This window comes from Pseudomonas sp. TH07 (assembly GCF_016651285.1).
GTDB lineage: Bacteria > Pseudomonadota > Gammaproteobacteria > Pseudomonadales > Pseudomonadaceae > Aquipseudomonas.
Genome location: NZ_JAEKED010000001.1, coordinates 488,345 through 509,154 on the forward strand (window position 1 = coordinate 488,345; position 20,810 = coordinate 509,154).

Genomic DNA, 20,810 nt, shown 5'->3' on the forward strand with positions numbered 1-20,810 from the left:
CCGAAAACAGCGCGGTTCTGCCAAGCGCACGGGCCGTGCTGCCTGCCGTTCTTGCAAAATTGTAATCCGCCCGTCACTCCGGGGTTATCTGCCGTTTGCAACTATCCGCGCTGGCTCCCCGTGCGGCTTTTGGCGCGGCCGCGAGCAGACCAATAAGAACGTCTCTGACGATAAGAAAGTTGATAGCTGCCACCCTTCAGGAGCGAAATTCATGCGTACTCAAACCCGCTTGTCGTTGTCCGTTTTCTGCGCGGCACTGGGGCTTGGCCCGGTGTCGGTCAATGCGGCCGACGACAAGCCCGAAGGCTTTATCGAAGGCAGCAGCCTCAACGTGCTGGCCCGTAACTTCTACTTCAATCGCGATGACCGCAAAGGCCAGTCCAGCCCCACCGGCAATGGTTACTCCGAGGCCTGGGCCCAGGGGCTGATCGGCCGTTTCGAATCCGGCTTTACCCAGGGCACGGTAGGTCTTGGCCTGGATGCATTTGCCATGTACGGCTTCAAGCTCGATTCGGGAGCCGGACGCAGCGGCGGGGGCGGCTCGTTCGGTGTGCTGCCGGTCGACAGCGACAATCGCCCGGCTGACGATTACGCCAAGGTCGGTGGCGCGGCAAAAATGCGCCTGCTGGACACGGTGGTCAGGGTGGGCGACGTGTTCCCGAAAACCCCGGTGGTGCACTACGGAGATTCGCGGCTGCTGCCCGAGAGCTTTCGCGGCGCCACCTTTGAAAACACCAGCCTCGAGGGCCTGACCCTGCAAGGCGGACGACTGCACGCCATGAGCCAGCCCGACAGCAGCGGCATGCGCGATGGCTTCGCGACCTTCTACGCAGGCAAGGTCGATTCGCCGTGGGTCGGCTACTTCGGCGGCGATTACCAGCTCAACCCCAACCTCAGTTTCAGCCTCTACAGCAGCCGCCTGAAAGACGCCTGGGACCAGCACTACTTCGGTACCGCGGCGAACTATCCCCTCACCGAGAACCTGGCGCTGTTCGCCGGCTTCAACTACTACAAGGCGGTCGATGAGGGCAAAAAACGGCTCGGCGAATTCGACAACAACATCTGGAGCGCCAAGGTCGGCGCAACCTATGGCGCCCATACCCTGGCCCTGTCCCACCAGCGCAACAATGGCGATGACGACTTCGACTACCTGCGCCAGTCGGACTCGATTTTCCTCGACAACTCGATCCAGTACAGCGACTTCAACTCGCCCAAGGAACGTTCGTGGATGGTGCGCTACGACCTCGACATGCAGACCTTCGGCATTCCCGGCCTGTCGTTCATGACCCGCTACGGCAAAGGCACCGGCGCCGACTACAGCAACGCCAATTCGGTGTACATGCGTCGCGATGCGGCGGGCGACCCGCTGACCGACCAGCGCCGCTGGGAGCGCGATATCGAAGCCAAGTACGTGGTGCAGGAAGGCAGCCTCAAGGACCTGTCGCTGCGCATCCGCCAGGCGACGATTCGCTCCAGCCGCTTTGAGTCCGACCTCGAGGAATTTCGCCTGATCGTCGAGTACCCGCTGGCGATTCTCTAAGCCTTGCGCCGGGCAGGTTCGGTGCCTGCCCGACGTTAAAACTTCTTCACAGACTCACACCTTTCAGAACTGTAATATCGGCCTCACCTTCTCGTTAGGTTGTGCTCCATATACTCCAGAACAGGTTCAAGCCCGCAGCCTTCCCGCTGCCGGCAGGGCCCTTTACAGGAGTCATAGCATGCAGCCTGCCCAACTGTTTTTGATCGGCCTTCTGGCCACGATCACCACCGCCGCACTGGCCGCTGATGGCAGCGAACGCTCCCAGCTGGCACGGGACAGTTTCCTGCTCGGACAGGAACAGATCCACGGCGACAACAACCAGCAAGTCGCCGCCAGTGGCAGCGAAGACAGACCCGAACCCAGCGCCCCGAAGCCCTCCGCGGCTGACGAAAAAATCTGACGCAGGTTCCCCAGAGCACATTCATCTCTGAAGCGTTTTTGGATGCTCCTTTGGAAAGAGATGAATTTTTAACGCCCCATCAGGGGCGTTTTTTTTTGCCCTCATCTTCCCCGGTTCCTGTAGTCGCTACCGCCAGGCTCGACGACAGGACATATCTGCTTATCGGTTACTTCTGTTAACCGGAGGTCTCGGAACTAGGGTGAAGGTTCATGCACCCGTTCTGGAGGGCAAGGGAGTGTTTTTCCAAACCAAGGGGCATCACCTGCTCAAGGGGCGCCACGCACAAATCGGCCAGGTCTATTCCGTAACGGCCATGACAGAGCAGCGAAACCCCATATTCCGCGACGTCCACCTGGGGCACCTGGTGGTCGACCAACTGCGCAGCCAGGACCAAGTCGGGCCTACACATTCCCTGGCCTGGGTGATCATGCCCGACCCCATTCATGGGTTGTTCGAGTTGCAGGCGCGCTCGCTTGGTGTGGTGATGTGCCAGCTCACATCCAGAAGCAGCTTGAGCCTTAATCCAACACCCCACAGCCACGGCCGCGTCTGGCAAAAGGGTTACCACGAACGCGCCGTACGCCAGGACGAAGACCTTAAAACCATCGTCCGCTACATCACCTTCAACCCCGTGCGTGCGGGGCTGGCACGACGGGTCGGCGAATCCCCCCTATGGGATGCCGCCTGGCTCTAACACCATCGCTGTTAACGCTGCCCCGGATAAGCGCCGTGGAGTGCCAGGTGTAACCACGGCGTTTTTGAGGGCCAGCGTCCGAACGCGGCCCGAGCCTTCGGCAGCGGCTACAGCGGCTGCGGTCATGTGGTTGGCTGTTCTTCCTTGCGGTGCGCCCAGTAGTAGAGGGCGGGCAGAACCAGGAGGGTGAGGATGGTCGAGGAGAGGATGCCGCCAATGACCACGGTGGCCAGGGGGCGCTGGACTTCGGCGCCGGTGCCGGTGGCCAGGGCCATGGGGATGAAACCCAGGGACGCCACCAGCGCGGTCATCAGGACCGGGCGCAGGCGGGTCAGTGCGCCTTCGTTGATCGCCAGCGCCAGGGGCCTTCCCTGCTCACGCAGGTTGCGGATAAACGCAATCATCACCAGGCCGTTGAGCACCGCCACGCCGGACAAGGCAATAAAGCCCACCCCGGCCGAGATTGACAGCGGAATGTCCCGCAACCACAGCGCCATGATCCCGCCCGTAAGGGCAAAGGGAATGCCGGTGAACACCAGCAGGCCGTCCTTGAGGTTGTTGAACATCATGAACAGCAAGCCGAACACCAGCAGCAGCGCCACCGGCACCACCACTTGCAGGCGCTGGGTGGCTTCCTGCAGTTGTTCGAACTGCCCACCCCAACTGGTCCAGTAGCCGGCGGGGACTTTCACTTCTGCGGCAATCCGCAGCGTGGCCTCGTCGACAAAGGAGCCGATATCACGCCCACGCACGTTGGCGCTGACGATCACCAGACGCTTGCCATTTTCGCGGCTGACCTGGTTCGGGCCCAGCACCAGGTCCAGGCTGGCCACCTCCGACAGCGCGACGAAGCCGATCTGCCCGGAATCACTGCCCGCCCGGGCCGGGGTCGGGATCAGCAGCCGCGACAGCCCGTCGATGTCGGTGCGCAAGGCATCCGAGAGGCGCACGACCATGTCGAAGCGCCGATCGCCCTCGTACAGCGTGCCGGCCTGGCGCCCGCCCACGGCCACGGCAATGGTGTCCTGCACGTCGCCGACATTGAGGCCGAAACGCGCAGCCTTGTCACGATCGATATTGATGGTCAGCACCGGCAGGCCGGTGGTCTGCTCGACCTTGACCTCCGAGGCGCCATCGAGCTTCTGCAAGGTCTCGGCGATCTCGGCGGCAGTGCTGTTGAGCACCGCCATGTCATCGCCAAAGACCTTGACCGCGACGTCGCTGCGCACCCCGGAAATCAGCTCGTTGAAACGCAGCTGAATCGGTTGCGACAGCTCATAGGCACTGCCCGGCACAATTGCGCTGGCACGCTGGATATCCGCGATCAGGGTTTCCCGCGACTTGCCCGGGTCCGGCCATTGCGCCTTGGGCTTGAGCATCAGGTAACTGTCGGAGATGTTCGGTGGCATCGGGTCGGAGGCGATTTCCGCCGTGCCGGTACGGGCGAACACCCGCTCGATTTCCGGCACCTGGGCCATCAGGGTCTGCTCCAGGCGCTGCTGCATCTCCACCGATTGCGTGAGGCTGGTGCCCGGTACGCGCAAGGCTTGCTGAGCGAAGTCGCCTTCGCTGAGGCTGGGGATAAACTCACTGCCCATGCGGCTCGCCACCAGCCCGGACCCGACCAGGGTCAGCAAGGCCAGGGCAAACGCCAGGGAGCGGTGGCCCATGACCCAATCGAGCACCGGTGCGTAAGCCCGGCGCGCGCTGCGCATGACCAGGTTTTCTTCTTCCTTGACCTTGCCGGTGACAAACAGGGCAATGGCCGCCGGAACGAAGGTCACCGAGAGAATCATCGCCCCCAGCAGCGCAATCACCACGGTGAAAGCCATGGGGTGGAACATTTTTCCGGCGACCCCGGTCAGGGCGAAAATCGGCAGGTACACCACCATGATGATCAACTGGCCGAAAATCAGCGCCCGCCGCGCCTCCTTGGCCGCGGCGAACACTTCATGCAGGCGTTCGGAGCGGGTGAGCATACGGCCGTGATGGCGCTGGGCATGGGCCAGACGGCGAATGGCGTTCTCGACGATGACCACCGCTCCGTCGACGATAATCCCGAAATCCAGGGCCCCCAGGCTCATCAGGTTGGCACTGACCCGGTTGCTGAACATCCCGGTAAAGGTGAACAGCATCGCCAGCGGGATCACCATCGCGGTAATCAATGCCGCGCGAATATTGCCCAGGAACAGGAACAGAATCACGATCACCAGCAACGCGCCTTCGAAGAGGTTTTTCTTCACCGTGGCGATGGCTTTTTCCACCAGGTTGGTGCGGTCGTACACGGTGACCGCCACCACCCCTGCGGGCAACGAACGATTGATCTCTTCAAGTTTTTTCGCCACGGCCAGGGACACGCTGCGGCTGTTTTCGCCGATCAGCATAAACACCGTGCCCAGCACCACCTCGCGCCCATTCTCGGTGGCGGCACCGGTGCGCAACTCGCGCCCGATCTGGACCTGAGCCACATTGCTCACGCGGATCGGCGTGCCGTCGCTGCTGCTGATCACGATGTTGGCAATGTCGTCGATCGAGGCCAGTTGGCCCGGGGCGCGAATCAGCAACTGTTCGCCGCTGCGCTCGATGTAACCGGCGCCGACGTTGGCGTTATTGCGCTCCAGTGCCGTCACCAGATCGTTCAGGGTCAGGCGGTAGGCGGCCAGGCGCTTGGGGTCGGGGGCGATCTGGTATTCCTTGGCAAAGCCGCCGATGGTGTTGATCTCGGCCACCCCCGGCACGTTGCGCAATTGCGGTTTGATGATCCAGTCCTGGATCACCCGCAGGTCGGTCGGCGTGTACGCTGTCCCGTCGTCCTTGAGCGCGCCCTCCTTGGCCTCCACGGTCCACAGGAAGATTTCCCCAAGCCCGGTGGAGATCGGCCCCATCAGCGCCTCGACGCCCGCCGGCAATTGCTCGCGCGCCACCTGCAGGCGCTCGTTGACCAGTTGCCGAGCGAAGAACAGGTCGGTGCCGTCCTTGAAGATCACCGTCACCTGGGACAACCCCGAGCGCGACAGCGAGCGGGTCTGTTGCAACCCGGGCAGGCCGGCCATGGCGGTCTCGATGGGAAAGGTGATGCGCTGCTCGGTTTCCAGCGGTGAGAACCCGGCCGCCGCCGAGTTGATCTGCACCTGCACGTTGGTGATGTCCGGCACCGCGTCGATCGGCAGTTTCTGATAACTGGCGATGCCCACCCCGGCCATCAGCAGCACCGCCAGCAACACGATGATGCGCTGCTCGATGGCGAATTGAATGATGCGTTCAAACATGTGAAATCACTCTATGAGGGGCCATTCAATGGCTGTGTTCGGCCGAGCCTTTGCCCAGTTCGGACTTGAGGGTGAAGCTGCCGTTGCTGGCCACCTGGGCGCCGGCCGCCAGGCCCTGCTTGATTTCAACCACACCGTCCTGGCTGGCTCCGGTCACGACCGCCTGGGCCATGAAGCCGTGGTCGACCCGCACGAACACCGAGGGTTGCCCTTCCACGGTCTGAATCGCCGCCTGGGGCACCGTGACCGCCGCCTCATAGCTGTCGGTGGCCACCTGCACCGCGACAAACAGGCCCGGGCGCCAAGTGTCCTGAGGGTTGGCGACGCTGACCCGGACCGTGGCGGTACGGCTCTGCTCGCCGAGCAGGCTGCCGACATAGGCCACCTGGCCCTGCACCTGGGTCCCCAATTCACTGGAACTGACGGTCACCGCCTGGCCGACCCGAACCTTGTCCAGGTCCTTGGGAAACACGCCAAACGTGACCCAGACCCGGGACAGGTCGGACAGGGTAAAAGCGGCGCTGGACTCATTGACCACCTCCCCCAGGCTCAGGTGTTTTTCCACCACCACGGCGTCGAACGGCGCGCGCATTTCATAGCGGTTGCCGCCCACCAACTGGGCGCTGCCGCTCAGGGCGTTCATCTTCTGCCGCGCATTGGCCTGGGCAATCTCGGCCTCTTGCAGCGCCTGGCGGGCCAACAGGTAATCCTGCTCGGCGGCAATCTGCTCGACCCACAATTGGCGCTCGCGCTGGAAGGTGGTGCGGGCCAGTTGCACCCGGCGCTCGGCGGCGGCCAGCTCACTGCGCTGATCGGAGATCTGCTGGCTGGCGATCACCGCCAACAGCTCGCCGCGCTTGACCGCCTGGCCCAGGTTGACCTGCACCGACTCCACCACGCCGGCAGCTCGCGGCACCATGTGCGAGGTGCGGTCCTCGTCGAAGCGCACCTCGCCCGGCAGCGCCAGCAAGGTACTGAGGCGGCGCGGCTGGGCCTCGGCCAGCTCGATGCCGGCGGCTTGAATCTGCTGCGCGCTGAGTTCGAGCAGCCCCTCTTCCTCGGCATGCTCTTCAGGCGCGGGTTCGACATTGGCCGCTGGGGCCTGGCCCTCGGCCCGTTGCTGCAACAGCAGCCCGGCCAGGCCCAGCGCTGCGACCAGGCCGAAGGCGATGGCAATGCTTCGTTTGTTGTTCATGGGTGCTCCTGAAAAAACGCTGTGCCGCCGGCGAACAACGCTGCGGCGCCTAAGGTTTGCAGTGATGGAAAACGGCTGGCGGCGCTGCTCCAGGAATTGCGCCAGGGATTGCGCACGCTCAGCGGCAATGGGTTGTCAGCGGCTGCGGTCAAGCAGCGTCAGGTCGCCGTAGATGCGCTCGATGCGCACCCAGGCCTCGGTGGTTTGCGCCAGCGCCATCAGGTATTGGCTGCGGGCCTCGATCAGGGTGCGCTGGGCGTCGAGGACTTCGAGGAAGTTGAACTTGCCCATCTGAAAGCCACGGGTGGCGCTGTCCACGGCGTTTTGCGCGGCGGGCAGAATCACCCGGTTGAACGACTGCACCTCGTTCTCGGCCGTGGCCCACTGGTCCAGGGCTTCGCGGGTTTCACCGCGCAGGCGCAGCTCGGCGGCGTTGCGCAGATCCCGGGCCTGGTCGGCACGGCGCGCGGCCGACAGCACATTGCCCTGGTTGCGGTTGAACAACGGAATCGGCATCGACAGCCCCACCAGGTTGACCCGCTCGCGAGCGCTGGCGTCGTACTGGCTGCCCAGGCTGATATCCAGGTCGGGAATGCGCTGGGACTTTTCCAGGCCCAGGGCCGCTTCCCCCTGCACGATCGCCATCTCGGCCAGGCGCAATTCGACCGTCTGCTCCAGCCGAGCCAGCAACGCGGTGGCGGCCGGCACGCTCGGCAGCAACTGGGATGGGGCCTGAACCGCGCTGAACCCCACAGTGGATGCACCACTGACCGTGGCCAGGCGCCGATAGGCGTTGCCCTGATCCATGTGCGCGCGGTTGGACTCCAGGCGCATCTGCGACAGCTGCACCTGCGCCCGTGCTGCTTCCACCGGCGAAGCCTTGCCCGCGGTCACCCGGCCCTGGGCCACGTTCAGGCCGCGCTCGGCCAGGGCCAGGGAACGTTCGGCCAACTGGCTGCGCTCCTGGGCACGCAAGGCTGCATAAAAAGCCTCGATCACCTCAGCGCGCAGCAGATTGCGCCGCCGTTCCAGCTCCAGGTCCACCGCGTCCTGGCCACGGCTGGCGACTTCGACCCGTGCCCCGCGCTTGCCTCCCAGTTCCAGGGTCTGGCTGAGCTTGATGGCCGTGGTGCGCGAATCGCGGCGAGTGTCTTCGGCATCCAGCGCCAGCACCGGGTTGGGGATAAGTCCGGCCTGTTGTCGAGCGCCCTGGGCAATCTCGACGTCCCAGCGCGCCGCGGCCAGCTCCGGGTTGTTGGCGACGGCGGTCTGCAGGGCCTGGTCCAGGCTCAATGCCTCGGCGGCCCGGGCCTGTTCAAGCGCCACGCTGGCCAATAACAGGGCGCCAGACAGGGCCACCAGGCGCCGCAGGGAAATTCTCATGGTGATGGGCATAACCGATTCAGGCCTGTGCACAAGCAGTGTTGCCGCAACGGTTGAAACAGCAGAGATCGGCCAATCATCCAAGGCATTCGCACCGGCCTGCTGAGTCAACACCGCGCCCCGCTCAATCATTAAAAGGGAGGGTATTGAATGCCGGCCAAATGTAGCGTCGGGTACTTATCAACAGGGTGGCGCAAAGATTACAAATCCGTTAGCCAAGGCTCTGGCTCAAGGTTCTGTATTAGTATCCGGTCCCTCAAACAGCGCCGGATCGACGCCTTCCCTGCGGTGTATTTCGCATCCGGAAATACCTCGGCGGCCGATGCTTGATCCCCCACCAAAACCACAACGACCAGGGGTAGGCCGGCATCACGTGTTCGAGTCGCAACTGCCTTTCAACTCCGAGATCTCACTCCGCATGCGCATCCTGGTTATCGAAGACGAACCCAAAACTGCCGATTACCTGCATCAAGGGCTGTCCGAAAGCGGCTATGTCGTGGACTGCGCCAGCAATGGCGCGGACGGTCTGCACCTGACCCTGCAGCACGCCTATGACCTGGTGATTCTCGACGTCAACCTGCCGCTGCTGGATGGCTGGGGCGTGCTGCAACGCATACGCGAAAGCAGCCCCACGCGGATCATGATGCTCACCGCCTTGGGGCGCCTGGCCGACAAGATCAAAGGCCTGGACCTCGGCGCCGATGATTACCTGGTCAAGCCGTTCGAGTTCCCCGAACTGCTGGCCCGGGTCCGCACCTTGATGCGCCGCAGTGAACAGCCACCGGTCCCGGATGTGTTGCGGGTGGCCGACCTGGAGCTGGACCAGGGCCGGCACCGGGCCTTTCGCGGCAAGCAGCGCATCGACCTGACCACCAAGGAGTTCGCCCTGCTGCACCTGCTGATGCGCCAGAGCGGCGTCGTGCTGTCGCGCACGCAGATCATCTCGTTTGTCTGGGACATGAATTTCGATTGCGACACCAACGTGGTCGAGGTGTCGATCCGCCGCCTGCGGGCGAAGATCGACGACCCGTTCGACAGCAAGCTGATCCACACCCTGCGCGGTGTCGGGTACGTGCTTGAGGAACGTGAGTGAGCGACTGTCGGGCGCCTACTCGGGGCTATGGTCGTGCTGATGAAAGCCGCTCTGCTCGACCTGGATGGTCACGTGGGAAATGGCAAAGCGCTCCTGCACCCACTCCGTGACTTCGGCCAGCACCTGTTGTTCGGTGCGCTGCGAGAGATCCACCACCAGGTGCGCACTGAGCACGTTCTTGCCGCTGGTGAGGGCCCAGATGTGCAGATCATGCACGTCACTGACCCCGTCCACGGCGCGAATGCCCTGCTCCACCTGATCGATATCGATGCCGTCGGGCACGCCCTGCAGCAGCACGTTCATGCTCTCCCTGAGCAGGGTCCAGGTGCGCGGCAAGACCCAGAAACCGATGCCAGCCGCTACCAGTGAGTCGACCCAGCCCCAGCCGGTGTAGAGGATCACCAAGGCCGCGACAATCACCCCGAGGGAGCCGAGCATGTCGCTCCAGACCTCCAGGTACGCCCCTTTGACGTTCAGGCTCTGCTCGCTGGAAGACGCCAGCAGGCGCATCGAAATCAGGTTCACCACCAGCCCCAGTACCGCGATCAGCAGCATGCCGATGGACTGGATCTCGGCCGGCGACCGCAACCGCTGCCAGGCCTCGAACAGGATGTAGAACGCCACCACGAACAGCAGGATGGCGTTGAAGGCCGCCGCCAGAATCTCGAAGCGTGCATAACCGAAGGTGCGCTTGCGGTCGGCAGCGCGCTTGGCAACCTGGATCGCCACCAGGGAAATCGCCAGCGCCAGGGTGTCGGTCAACATGTGCGCGGCATCCGACAGCAGCGCCAGGCTGCCAGTGACAAAAGCCCCAATGACCTCGGCCAGCATGAAGCTGGCGGTCAGCCCCAGGGCCATCCACAACGAGCGCTCGTGCCCTGCGCGTACTGGTCCGTGACTGTGCCCGGCCCCCATGGCGTTACCTCGTATTCCGCGAAATCGACGGCCTGATGATAGTTCGATTCGCGGCGCCTACCTGCCTGTCTGACGCAATCCTCATCCTGGCGTCATCCTGCGGTTATCCGGCTTGCTGCCGGGAGATGGCCGGAATCGTTAGCTGGCTAACAAATGCACCAAAACTGGGCAAAACCCATCGGGCCGGGGCGCGTCCGGTATGCTTCAAATCCACGAAACAAAACGTAACAATTAAACCTGATCCGATAAGGAGCCCTCGCCTTGGATGTATCGACTGCTGCCTGGATGGTCCATGACACCCGCCTGATTCTCTGCTGCCTGCTGGCCATCGCCACCATCATCGTGTTGATCAGCGCGACCAAGCTGCCGCCTTTTCTGTCGATCCTGATCGGCACCTTCATCGCCGGGGTTGGCGCCGGCCTGCCGCCGGAAGAGGTGGCCAAGGCCTTCAGCAAGGGGGCCGGGGCCATTCTGGGCGAAGCCGGGATCATCATTGCCCTGGGCTCGATGCTCGGCGCCCTGATGGCCGAGTCCGGCGCCGCCGACCGGATCGCCTCCACCTTGCTCGGGCTGGGCAAGGGCCGCTCGCTGCCGTGGGTAATGGCCCTGGTGGCGATGGTCATCGGCCTGCCGCTGTTCTTTGAAGTGGGCCTGGTGATGATGGTGCCGATCATCTTCGTCATGGCGCGCCGCTCGGGGCAGCCGCTGTTGAAAATCGCCATCCCGGCCCTCGCCGGCATGACCACCCTGCACGCGCTGATGCCGCCCCACCCCGGCCCGCTGATTGCCGTCAGTGCCTTGCACGCCGACCTGGGCCTGACCATGTTGCTGGGGTTTTGCATCGCCATTCCTGCGGTGATCCTGGCCGGGCCGATCTATGGCAACTGGCTGTCCCGGCGCATGCACGTGGAGGAGCCGGCTGAGCTTGGCGCCCTGTTCAGCGCCCCGCCCAAGGCCCCGCGCCAGCCTAGCTTCGGCGTGTCGCTGCTGATTATCCTGCTGCCGGTGCTGCTGATGCTCGGCAGTACCCTGGCCAAGGTGGCAATGCCCCCTGAAAGCTCGGTTGCCCTGAGCCTGAAGTTTCTCGGTGAGCCCCTGGTGGCCCTGGGCATTGCGGTCATGGCAGCGGTGATCTGCCTGGGCTGGGCCAACGGCATGCCCCGGGAGGAAGTCGGCGGCACCCTGCGCAAAAGCCTGGCGCCGATTGCCGTGCTGCTGCTGACCATCGGCGCCGGCGGCGGCCTCAAGCAGACCCTGCTGGACGCCGGCGTCAGCCAGACCATCAGCAAGGTCGCCGAAGGCGCCCATATGCCGTACCTGCTCCTGGCCTGGCTGATTGCCGTTGCACTGCGCCAGGCCACCGGCTCGGCTACCGTGGCCACCACCACGACCGCCGGGATTCTTGCGCCGATGATGGCTGGCCTGGCCGCCACCCAAAGCTCGCTGGTGGCCCTGGCGATTGGCGCCGGCTCGGTGTTCTTCTGCCACGTTAACGATGCCGGGTTCTGGATGGTGCGCGAGTATTTCGGCCTGCAACTCAAGCAGACGCTGTGGGTCTGGTCGGTGTTGCAGAGCATTGTTTCGCTGGTCGGCCTGATCGGCACCCTGCTGTTCTGGTACGGCTTGCAGTAGCAGAGGCAAACCGCGGCATGCTGTGGCGCGCCAGGCGCCTGCCTGGTGGTGGCAGGCGCTGTAGAATGCCGGCTCTTTTATCCGCGCAAGGGCATGCCATGCTGCACCCGCTCCGGCTTTCACGGCTCTCCATCGCTCTGTTTTCCCTACTGCTCGGCGTGGCATCGGCGGCCCTGGCAGATGACCTCGATTGTTCGCGGATCACCCTCGGCGCTCAGGTCGAGCGCTGTGCGCAGCTCGACAAGGATCGCGCCGATGCAGCCCTCAACACCAGCTATCAGGCGCTGCTCGGGCGCCTGCAACACCAGTATCAGAGCCACCCGCTGCTGGAGCAGGATTACCTCGGCAAACTGAAAAATGCCCAACGGGCCTGGATCAAATACCGGGACACCAGTTGCGTGGTCGAGGCGTTTGAAGTGCAACCGGGAACGCCGGCCCACACCACCCTGATCAATACCTGCGTCAGCCGTCTGAGCCGTGAACGGGCGCGGGACCTGGACCGCTGGTTACCGGAGTGCTGCAGCTGAGGTCGCGACCCGTCCCGGTCATTCGCCCTCGACCCGCAAGGGCCTGCGGCCGCGCCGTCCCCAGGCATACGCACCCAGGCTGGCCAAGGTGACGGCCCATGCGCCGTACAGCATGCTCAACGACGATTCATATTCGCGGCGACTGTCCCGGCAACTGCTGGCCGAGGTACAGCGAGCGCGACACAGGGCCTCACCCTCGCGACTGCAACTGAGCAGGTAGTGGCGCAGATGGCTGACGGTCAGCGTCTGGCCCTTGAACCGCGCCGGGTCCGCGTTCAATTGGCTGATACCGCGCGCAATCGTCAGTGCCAGCACCTCACCGCCTTCAGCTTCCTCAAGCAGGATCCGTCCAGGGCCCACTTCCAGCACCCTAGCGCTGAAGGTCTCGACGCTTGCGCCCTCCAGGTCGTAGTCCGGTGCGCTCTGGGTCCACAGTTCGATACCGGCAAACACCAGGCCCAGCACGAACGACACCAGAGCCATCTGCAACAGCGGCTCCAGCGTGGAAAAGTCTCTCAAGGAACACAGCGTCGATCGAATCAAGACAGCCCCCGAAAAGCCCGTGCAGGCCACGGGTTCCGGGGAGATTAGCGGGTAAATCGCCCAGGGCTGAAGGCAATTTTGCAGCGCTGTGGCAGGTAAAAACAGCAAGTCCTCGGCGAGGGCTCTAGCACGGGCCAGTCTCGAAATACGTCGATTCCGGGATGGCCCGCTTCGCCAGGATCAGCAGCCGGATGGCAGGGCTGAGCGTGTCTCACTGGGCAGGCGCGAACCGAAATACCCGGCGCTGACCACGCCCACCGCGCCCATCACCACGCAATAGATCACACACACCCATGGGCTCCAGGGCATCAGCGCGATCAACAGCAACGGCGTGGTGCTGGCCCAAAGGGCGTAGGCGATGTTGTAGGTAAAGGAGATGCCCGACACGCGGATCCGCGCCGGAAACAGGCTGACCATCACCGATGGCACCGCGCCGACCACGCCGCACCCGAGCCCGGCCACCGCGTAGGCCAGGCCAACCCACTGGCTGCCGCCGATCAGGCTCGCATACAGCAGGCCAATGCCCAGGGGCAGCAGCAGGCTGTAGAGCATCACCGTGCGCCAGGCACCGATGCGGTCGACGATCAGCCCGGCCAGCACGCAGCCGATATTCAGGAACACGATGCCCAGGCTGCTCAGGGCGAAGGTATGGCTGGCGGTCATGCCGAAGGTTTTCTGCATCATGGTCGGCGTGATGACCACAAACACCACCACCGCCGAAGTCAGGACACAGGTCAGGATCAAGGCCGGCAACATCGCCAGGCGATGCTCGCGCAACACGGTGCGCAGCGGCAGCTCGGCGTCGGTTTCGCGGCGTGCCTGCATGGCCATGAACACCGGGGTTTCACTCAGCCAGCGGCGCAACCAGACGCCGATCACCCCGAAGAGCCCGCCCAGGAGGAACGGATAGCGCCAGGCCTGATCGAGAATCTCGGCCGGGGTGAACAGTTGGGCGAGCAGGGTCGCGGTCAGCGCGCCGATCAGGTAACCGAAGGTCAACCCGGCCTGCAAGAAGCCCAGGGCATAACCGCGATGGCCAGGCGGCGCGTGCTCGGCGACAAACACCCAGGCACTGGGCACTTCGCCGCCCACCGCGGCGCCTTGCAGCACCCGCAGCACCAACAACAGCAGCGGCGCGAAATAACCGATCTGTGCGTAGGTCGGCATGATGCCGATCAGCAGGCATGGCAGGGCCATCATCAGGATGCTCAGGCTGAAGACCTTCTTGCGCCCCAGCCGATCGGCGAAGTGCGCCATCAGGATCCCGCCCAGCGGCCGCGCCAGGTAGCCGGTGACAAAGATCCCGAAGCTTTGCAGCAGACGCAGCCACTCAGGCATTTCCGGCGGGAAGAACAGCTGGCTCAGGGTCAGGGCGAAGAACACGAAAATAATGAAATCGTAGATTTCCAGCGCGCCACCCAGGGCCGCGAGGCCCAGGGTTTTATAGTCGGACCGGGAAAACGGCGCCGGTCGCGTCTCTGGAGGCAAAGGCATAGCAGTCACTCTGTAGGGGGGACAGAAACCAAGGCGCCAATGGTCTACGCAAAAACAGCCCGGAACAACCCGAACCCGTAACTGGGTCTATTTTTAGCCAGTTTCTGTGCATTGAATCCCCTTGAGCAGCAGCAATAATCGGCAACTTTCCAAACCGCAGCAGAACAGGAAAGCCGCCATGAGCATCCATACCCGCACCCGCCGCCTGACCGTACCGCAACTGGTGGCGATGAAAGGCCGGCAGAAAATCGTCTCCCTGACCGCCTACACCAGCCACATGGCCCGGTTGATGGACCCGTTCGTCGACTTCGTGCTGATCGGCGACTCCACGGCCATGGTCGGCTACGGTCGCACTTCGACCCTGGACATGAGCCTTGAGGAAATCATCGCCCACAGCCGCGCCGTGGTCGCCAGCACCCGCCTGGCCTGTGTGATCGCCGACATGCCATTTGGCAGTTATCAAGAGTCGCCGCAACAGGCCTACCGCAACTGCGCCCAGGTGCTGGCGCGCACCGGCTGCGACGCGATCAAGCTCGAAGGCGGCAAGGCCCTCGCGCCGACCGTGGAGTTTCTGGTGCAACGGGGCATTCCGGTGATGGCCCACATCGGCCTGATGCCGCAGTACGTCAACGCCATGGGCGGGTTCAAGGCCCAGGGCATGAGTGAAGCCACGGCCCGGGCGATTGAAGAAGACGCCCGTGCCCACCTCGCCGCGGGCGCTTTCAGCCTGCTGCTGGAGGGGGTGGCGGAACCGGTAGCCCGGCGCATCAGCGAGTTCTCGGCCATGCCAACCATCGGCATCGGCGCCTCCCCCGCCTGCGACGGCCAGGTGCTGGTCACCGAGGACCTGCTGGGCCTGGGCGGCGAGCAGGTGCCGCGCTTCGTCAAGCAATACGCCGACGCCGCCGCGCTGATCAGCCAGGCCTGCGAGCGCTTTGCCGCCGAAGTGCGCGATGGGCAGTTTCCCGAAGCGCGGCACTGCTATGGGGTCGAACAGGGTTCCTGATCGATGGCCTGGGCCAGGGCCTGAATGGCGCCGGGGATATCCTGGCGCCAGTCGAGGGTGTAGCTCAGGCGCAGGTGATGCCGCCACAGGCCTTGTTGGCTGAACATTGGCCCGGGGGAAATGACCAGGCCCTGGGCCAACAGGCGCTGGTACACCTGCAACATCTCCACCGGGCGCAGGGCCTCGACCCATAACGTCGCGCCACCGGCCGCCGGCTGTACCCGCAATTGCTGGGCGGCGTGTTCCTGAAGCAGACCCTGCATCTGGCCCATGCGCTCGCGCAACAGCACCCGCAGTTTCAGCAAATGCTGGTCGACCCGCCCGGAGCTGAACAGCCGGGCCAGGGCCTGCTGACGCAGCGGCGACAGGCGAAAGGCACGCTCTAGAAACTGCCGATGCAGGCGCTGGCCATGGCCCCGGGTCAGGACGTAGCTGAACGGAGCCTCGGCGCCGATCTGCTTGTCGCACGTGGCAAACACCAACAGCCGCTCGGGGTTGGCGTAGTCACGAAAGCGCGCAGGGGCCGGGCTGAAACAAAACTCGCCATAGCTGTCGTTCTCGAACAGCCAGATGCCCCGTTCGTCCAGCCAGCGGCACAGCCGCTGTTTGTCGGCCGCCGGCATCAGGCTGCCGTGGGGCACGCTGAAGGTCGATGACAGCACCACCAGGCGCACCGGCTCACGTTGCAGGAGGTCTTGCAGCTGCTGTTGATCGAAACGCCCGGTACGGTCCAGAGGCAGTTCGATGACCCGGATATTGGCGGCGCGCAGTTGGCGCAACATCGCCCAGGAACAGGGCGACTCCACCAGCGCCACGCTGCCCGTCAGCTCCAGGGCATGCAGCGCCAGCTCCAGCAGGCTGCGCAGGTCCGGTCCCAGGTACACCTGTTCGGCCTGCCAATAGTCAGTGGTAGAGCGGGTATAGCGCTCGGCCAGGACGCTGCGCAGTTCGGGTTCGCCAAAGGGCTGGAACGGTGGCGCCTGGGAGCGCGGGTATTGCCGGGTCAGCTCGCGCTCGGTCATCAGTAGCGGATTTTCCAGGGACAGCAATATGGCCGGCGCATCGCTGCACAGCGCCAACATGCCGGGCTGGCGCGCCTGGGCATAGACACTGTCGATCAAGCTCGGCCCATCCACCGGCAGTTGCGACGGCGCCAGCGGCACCCGGAAATAGCCCTGTTTGGGCCGGGACTGGATGCGCCCCTGGTCTTCAAGCAAGGCGTAGGCATGCTTGATGGTCGAGATCGAGACCTTCAATCGCAGCGCCAGGGCCCGCAGCGAGGGCAGGCGCTGCTCGGCCTCGCTGGCATTGTCGATCCACTCAACCAGGTAGCGGTACACCGCCTGATAGGCGAAGGGGGTTTCGCGGCTCACCGGCTCAGGCGTCCCTGGCCATGGCGATGGCGGCCTGGATCGCCGCGCGGGCCTGGGGGCTGTTTTTCCAGCAACTGGAGCCCACCAGCGACGCGGCCTGGGTGACGATCTCCAGGGCATCGGCCGCCGCCAACTGCGCCAGGGAGGTGAAGCCCAATTGTTCCAGGCGCGAAACCACGGTGGCTCCGACACCCTTGACCTTGAGCAGGGCCTGACGTTCTTCAGCGGGAAATGACATGTCCTTCAATCCTTTGCAGTGGTTCCCAATTGCCGCATTCTTGCACAGTTATCGGACGCCTCCTGCCCTGGCGCCCGACCTCCTGATAAACATAAAAACACTTGAGGTATTTCCGTGTCCGCAGACATCGAAGACAGCCGCTCCGCCCGCTTTGCCCTGCGCTGTTCAAGCTGGGCCGAACGCTGGTTCCCCGACTCCTGGGTGTTCGCCGCGCTGGCGGTGATCATCGTCGCCCTCGCCACCCTGGCCATGGGCGCCAAGCCTACCGACGCCGCCATGGCGTTTGGCGACGGGTTCTGGAGCCTGATCCCGTTCACCATGCAGATGGCCTTTGTGGTGATCGGCGGCTATGTGGTCGCCAGTTCGCCACCGGCGGTGAAACTGATCGACAAACTGGCGCGCATCCCGAAAAACGGCCGTTCGGCCGTGGCCTGGGTAGCGCTGATCTCAATGGTCGCCTCCTTGCTCAACTGGGGCCTGTCCCTGGTATTCGGCGGCTTGCTGGTACGAGCCCTGGCCCGGCGCACCGACCTGCGCATGGATTACCGCGCCGCCGGTGCCGCCGCCTACCTGGGGCTGGGTGCCGTCTGGGCCCTGGGGCTGTCGTCGTCGGCCGCGCAGTTGCAGGCCAACCCGGGCAGCCTGCCGCCGTCGATCCTGTCGATCACCGGGGTGATTCCCTTCACCCAGACCATCTTTCTCTGGCAGTCCGGCGTGTTGCTGCTGGCATTGATCGTGGTTTCGCTGGTCATCGCCTACGCCACCGCTCCCGGCCCGAATTCGGCCCGTGATGCCCAGGCTTGCGGCGTCGACCCCAGCTTCAGCATGCCGGCACCGCAACCGCGCACCCGCCCCGGGGAATGGCTGGAATACAGCCCGCTGCTGACCATTGCCCTGGTGGTCCTGGCGGGTGGCTGGCTGTTCCATGAGTTCTCGACCAAACCGGCGATCACCGCGATTTCCGGGCTCAATACCTACAACTTTCTGTTCCTGATGCTCGGCGCCCTGCTGCATTGGCGCCCGCGCAGCTTCCTCGATGCCGTGGCGCGCGCGGTGCCGACCACCACCGGGGTGCTGATCCAGTTCCCGCTGTACGGTTCGATTGCGGCCTTGATGACGGTGGTCAAGGGTGTCGACGGCCAGACGCTGGCCCACCATATCTCGACCTTTTTCGTGCAGATCGCCTCCCACGATACGTACGCGCTGCTGATGGGCGTGTACTCGGCGGTGCTGGGGTTCTTTATTCCCTCGGGCGGTGGCAAGTGGATCATCGAGGCGCCTTATGTGATGCAGGTGGCCAATGACCTGCAATACCACCTGGGCTGGGCGGTGCAGATCTACAACGCCGCCGAAGCGCTGCCGAACCTGATCAACCCCTTCTATATGCTGCCGCTATTGGGCGTGCTCGGGCTCAAGGCCCGGGACCTGATCGGCTTTTCCTTTGTGCAATTGCTGGTGCACGCGCCGTTGGTCCTGGTGCTGCTCTGGGCCTTGGGCACCACCCTGGCCTATACGCCACCGGTATTGCCCTGACCGTTTGGCGAGCGGGCTGCGACGACGGCAGAGGCGCCGTCGCAGCCCGCTCGCCGAACATCCACCCCAGGACGGGCCCCGCTTACCGTCCTGTGCTTGGCTGGGCGACCGCAGCATTTGGCTTACAGTTATTTCGGACTTTTCCCCGCCAACTCCAGCTTCATCCTAGATCCGCCTTGTAGTCTTTCCGTCATATTGGGTTGCTACCGTTCGACCAAAATATTTTGTAACCAATTGACTAAAAGACCTGCAGGGAACTGGCATGAGTGACGCAAAAGACCATGACGACGCGCAACCCGCGGCGCCCGAACAGTTGACTGACACCAGCCGCCGCCGCTTTCTTGGCGGCGTTGCCGTTCTGGGGGTAGGCGCCACCTTGAGCGCCTGCGGCGGGCCCGGTGAACCGGGTAAACCCCAGGAGCACCCACTCTCGCCGGCCGAGCTGGACCAGGCCCTGCGCGAGCAGGTGAAGAACGTGGTGGTGATCTACGCCGAAAACCGCAGCTTCAATAACCTGTTCGCCGACTTCCCCGGGCTGGAGCAGCCGTTGTCCTCCCTGAAGCCGGGCGATTACCAGCAGCGCGACCGCGACGGCAGCCTGCTGCAGACCTTGCCGCCGATCTGGGGCGGCATCCTGCAGGTCGGCCCGCAACACCTCGATGGGGTGACCTACCCGATCGAAACCCAGTTCCAGCAGAACCTGCCCAACGCTCCGTTCGCCCTCAAGGGCCCGAGTGGCGAGGACCTGCCCCTGGGCCTGGTGACCCGCGACCTGTGGCATGTGTTCTATCAGAACCAGATGCAGATCAACGATGGCAAAAATGACGGCTTTGTCGCCTGGGCCGACTCCGGCGCCCTGACCATGGGCCATTACCCGCAAAGCCGCTATTCCCTGCGGCTGTGGGATGTGGCGCGGGAATTCGTGCTGTGTGACAACTTCTTCCAGGGGGCTTTCGGTGGCTCGTTCCTCAACCACCAGTACCTGATCAGCGCCGCCGTGCCCGTCTACCCGGACGCGGCCAATTCGGTGGCCAAGTCACAGATCGCCACCCTGCAAAGCGACAACCCGCAAGACACCCGGCTCAAGCCCCTGGAAAAATCCCCGGCCAGTGCCATGACCGGCCCGCCGCAGTTCGGCCCCAGCGCCCTGACCCCGGATGGCTACGCGGTCAACACCATGGCCCCGCCCTACTGGCCGACCTGGATCCGCGACCCCGAGCGCCCGGACTACGCCAAGGCCGACCTGCCCAGCGTGCTGGTGCCCCAGACCCACGAACACATCGGCGACAAGCTGTCGAAAAAGAACGTCGACTGGGCCTGGTACGGCGGTGCCTGGCAAGCAACCCTGGACCAGTTCAAAGACTCGACCGGCCTGCCGAAGATCCCCAACTTCCAGTACCACCATCAACCCTTCAACTACTTCAAGCGCCAGGGGCCGGAAAACCCCGAAGAGCGCAGCAAGCGCCTGCGCGACGGCGGCCTGGGCGACGAATCGGGGAGCAACAGGTTCCTGGCCGACGCCGAAGCCGGAAAGCTGCCGGCCGTGAGCTTCTACAAGCCCCAGGGCAACCTCAATATGCACGCCGGTTACGCCGACGTGGCCTCCGGCGACCGGCATATCGACCGGGTGCTCAAGGTGCTGCGCGAAAGCCCGCAGTGGTCAAACATGGTGGTGGTGGTCACGGTCGACGAAAACGGCGGCTGGTGGGACCACGTGGCGCCGCCCAAGGGCGACCGTTGGGGCCCGGGAACGCGGATCCCGGCCCTGGTGGTGTCGCCCTTTGCCCGCAAAGGCACGGTGGACCACACCATTTACGACACCGCCTCGATCCTGCGCCTGATCACCCGGGTGTTCCAGTTGGAGCCCCTGGACGGCATCAAGCAACGTGACGCCGCCATGGTCGCGCGCGGGCAAAAGCCCCTGGGCGACTTGAGCAACGCCCTGCAATTCAAGCGCTGACCCTCACCGGCGCCG

General features: G+C 64.2%; 17 protein-coding genes. 9 read left to right on the forward strand and 8 right to left on the reverse strand.

The features are described 5' to 3' along the window. The first annotated feature begins 211 nt into the window (after positions 1-211). The 3 genes from JFU57_RS02390 to JFU57_RS02400 all read left to right on the forward strand — a co-directional run bounded on the left by JFU57_RS02390 (position 212) and on the right by JFU57_RS02400 (position 2,634). A complete protein-coding gene (locus JFU57_RS02390) occupies positions 212-1,540 on the forward strand; it encodes an OprD family porin (RefSeq protein ID WP_201127962.1) in 1,329 nt (442 codons plus the stop codon). A 178-nt stretch (positions 1,541-1,718) separates the two neighbouring features. Further along, positions 1,719-1,940, forward strand: a complete 222-nt coding sequence (locus tag JFU57_RS02395; RefSeq protein ID WP_078472487.1) for a hypothetical protein — start codon at positions 1,719-1,721, stop codon at positions 1,938-1,940. Positions 1,941-2,175: 235 nt separating this feature from the next. Continuing rightward, positions 2,176-2,634, forward strand: coding sequence for an REP-associated tyrosine transposase (locus tag JFU57_RS02400; protein ID WP_201127972.1), 459 nt, complete (start codon positions 2,176-2,178; stop codon positions 2,632-2,634). A 122-nt stretch (positions 2,635-2,756) separates the two neighbouring features. Here JFU57_RS02400 and JFU57_RS02405 read toward each other — a convergent pair whose 3' ends face one another. The 3 genes from JFU57_RS02405 to JFU57_RS02415 all read right to left on the reverse strand — a co-directional run bounded on the left by JFU57_RS02405 (position 2,757) and on the right by JFU57_RS02415 (position 8,493). Continuing rightward, the gene (locus JFU57_RS02405) at positions 2,757-5,903 is read right to left on the reverse strand and encodes a CusA/CzcA family heavy metal efflux RND transporter (protein WP_201127974.1); all 3,147 of its coding nucleotides are present in this window, start codon (positions 5,901-5,903) and stop codon (positions 2,757-2,759) included. 25 nt (positions 5,904-5,928) lie between these two features. Next, entirely contained in the window at positions 5,929-7,098 is a 1,170-nt protein-coding gene (locus JFU57_RS02410; protein WP_201127976.1) for an efflux RND transporter periplasmic adaptor subunit, read from the reverse strand. Between the two features lie 135 nt (positions 7,099-7,233). Then, positions 7,234-8,493 carry a TolC family protein gene (locus tag JFU57_RS02415; protein WP_201127978.1) on the reverse strand — a complete coding sequence of 420 codons (1,260 nt, stop codon included), beginning with the start codon at positions 8,491-8,493 and terminating at the stop codon, positions 7,234-7,236. Positions 8,494-8,899: 406 nt separating this feature from the next. Between JFU57_RS02415 and JFU57_RS02420 the strand changes: the two genes are divergently transcribed. Continuing rightward, positions 8,900-9,574, forward strand: coding sequence for a heavy metal response regulator transcription factor (locus JFU57_RS02420; protein WP_078472515.1), 675 nt, complete (start codon positions 8,900-8,902; stop codon positions 9,572-9,574). Positions 9,575-9,589: 15 nt separating this feature from the next. On the opposite strand, the gene JFU57_RS02425 is transcribed toward JFU57_RS02420, so the two are convergent. Next, entirely contained in the window at positions 9,590-10,489 is a 900-nt protein-coding gene (locus tag JFU57_RS02425) for a cation diffusion facilitator family transporter (protein WP_201127980.1), read from the reverse strand. 261 nt (positions 10,490-10,750) lie between these two features. Between JFU57_RS02425 and JFU57_RS02430 the strand changes: the two genes are divergently transcribed. Together JFU57_RS02430 and JFU57_RS02435 are read left to right on the forward strand one after the other, a co-directional pair. Further along, on the forward strand, positions 10,751-12,121 hold the full coding sequence (locus JFU57_RS02430; protein WP_078472493.1) for a GntT/GntP/DsdX family permease: 1,371 nt from the start codon (positions 10,751-10,753) through the stop codon (positions 12,119-12,121). A 98-nt stretch (positions 12,122-12,219) separates the two neighbouring features. Further along, entirely contained in the window at positions 12,220-12,648 is a 429-nt protein-coding gene (locus JFU57_RS02435; RefSeq protein ID WP_078472494.1) for a lysozyme inhibitor LprI family protein, read from the forward strand. 18 nt (positions 12,649-12,666) lie between these two features. On the opposite strand, the gene JFU57_RS02440 is transcribed toward JFU57_RS02435, so the two are convergent. Both JFU57_RS02440 and JFU57_RS02445 read right to left on the reverse strand, forming a co-directional pair. Further along, entirely contained in the window at positions 12,667-13,191 is a 525-nt protein-coding gene (locus JFU57_RS02440; protein ID WP_207202145.1) for a hypothetical protein, read from the reverse strand. Positions 13,192-13,371: 180 nt separating this feature from the next. Continuing rightward, positions 13,372-14,685, reverse strand: coding sequence for an MFS transporter (locus tag JFU57_RS02445; RefSeq protein WP_078472495.1), 1,314 nt, complete (start codon positions 14,683-14,685; stop codon positions 13,372-13,374). 178 nt (positions 14,686-14,863) lie between these two features. Here JFU57_RS02445 and panB point away from each other — a divergent pair, with 178 nt between their 5' ends. Next, a complete protein-coding gene (panB, locus tag JFU57_RS02450) occupies positions 14,864-15,691 on the forward strand; it encodes a 3-methyl-2-oxobutanoate hydroxymethyltransferase (protein WP_020297707.1) in 828 nt (275 codons plus the stop codon). Here panB and JFU57_RS02455 read toward each other — a convergent pair. Both JFU57_RS02455 and JFU57_RS02460 read right to left on the reverse strand, forming a co-directional pair. Next, entirely contained in the window at positions 15,667-17,064 is a 1,398-nt protein-coding gene (locus JFU57_RS02455) for an aminotransferase class I/II-fold pyridoxal phosphate-dependent enzyme (protein WP_201127982.1), read from the reverse strand. The two genes, panB and JFU57_RS02455, sit on opposite strands and share 25 nt — an antisense overlap. Before the next feature lie 4 nt (positions 17,065-17,068). Further along, positions 17,069-17,302 (reverse strand): Pathogenicity locus, encoded by a 234-nt coding sequence (locus JFU57_RS02460; protein ID WP_078472498.1) that lies wholly within the window; start codon positions 17,300-17,302, stop codon positions 17,069-17,071. A gap of 114 nt (positions 17,303-17,416) precedes the next feature. On the opposite strand from JFU57_RS02460, the gene JFU57_RS02465 reads away from it, so the two are divergent. Continuing rightward, positions 17,417-18,835, forward strand: coding sequence for a TIGR00366 family protein (locus tag JFU57_RS02465; protein WP_201127984.1), 1,419 nt, complete (start codon positions 17,417-17,419; stop codon positions 18,833-18,835). Positions 18,836-19,097: 262 nt separating this feature from the next. Then, positions 19,098-20,795 carry an acid phosphatase gene (locus tag JFU57_RS02470; RefSeq protein WP_201127986.1) on the forward strand — a complete coding sequence of 566 codons (1,698 nt, stop codon included), beginning with the start codon at positions 19,098-19,100 and terminating at the stop codon, positions 20,793-20,795. The last annotated feature ends 15 nt before the right edge of the window (positions 20,796-20,810 follow it).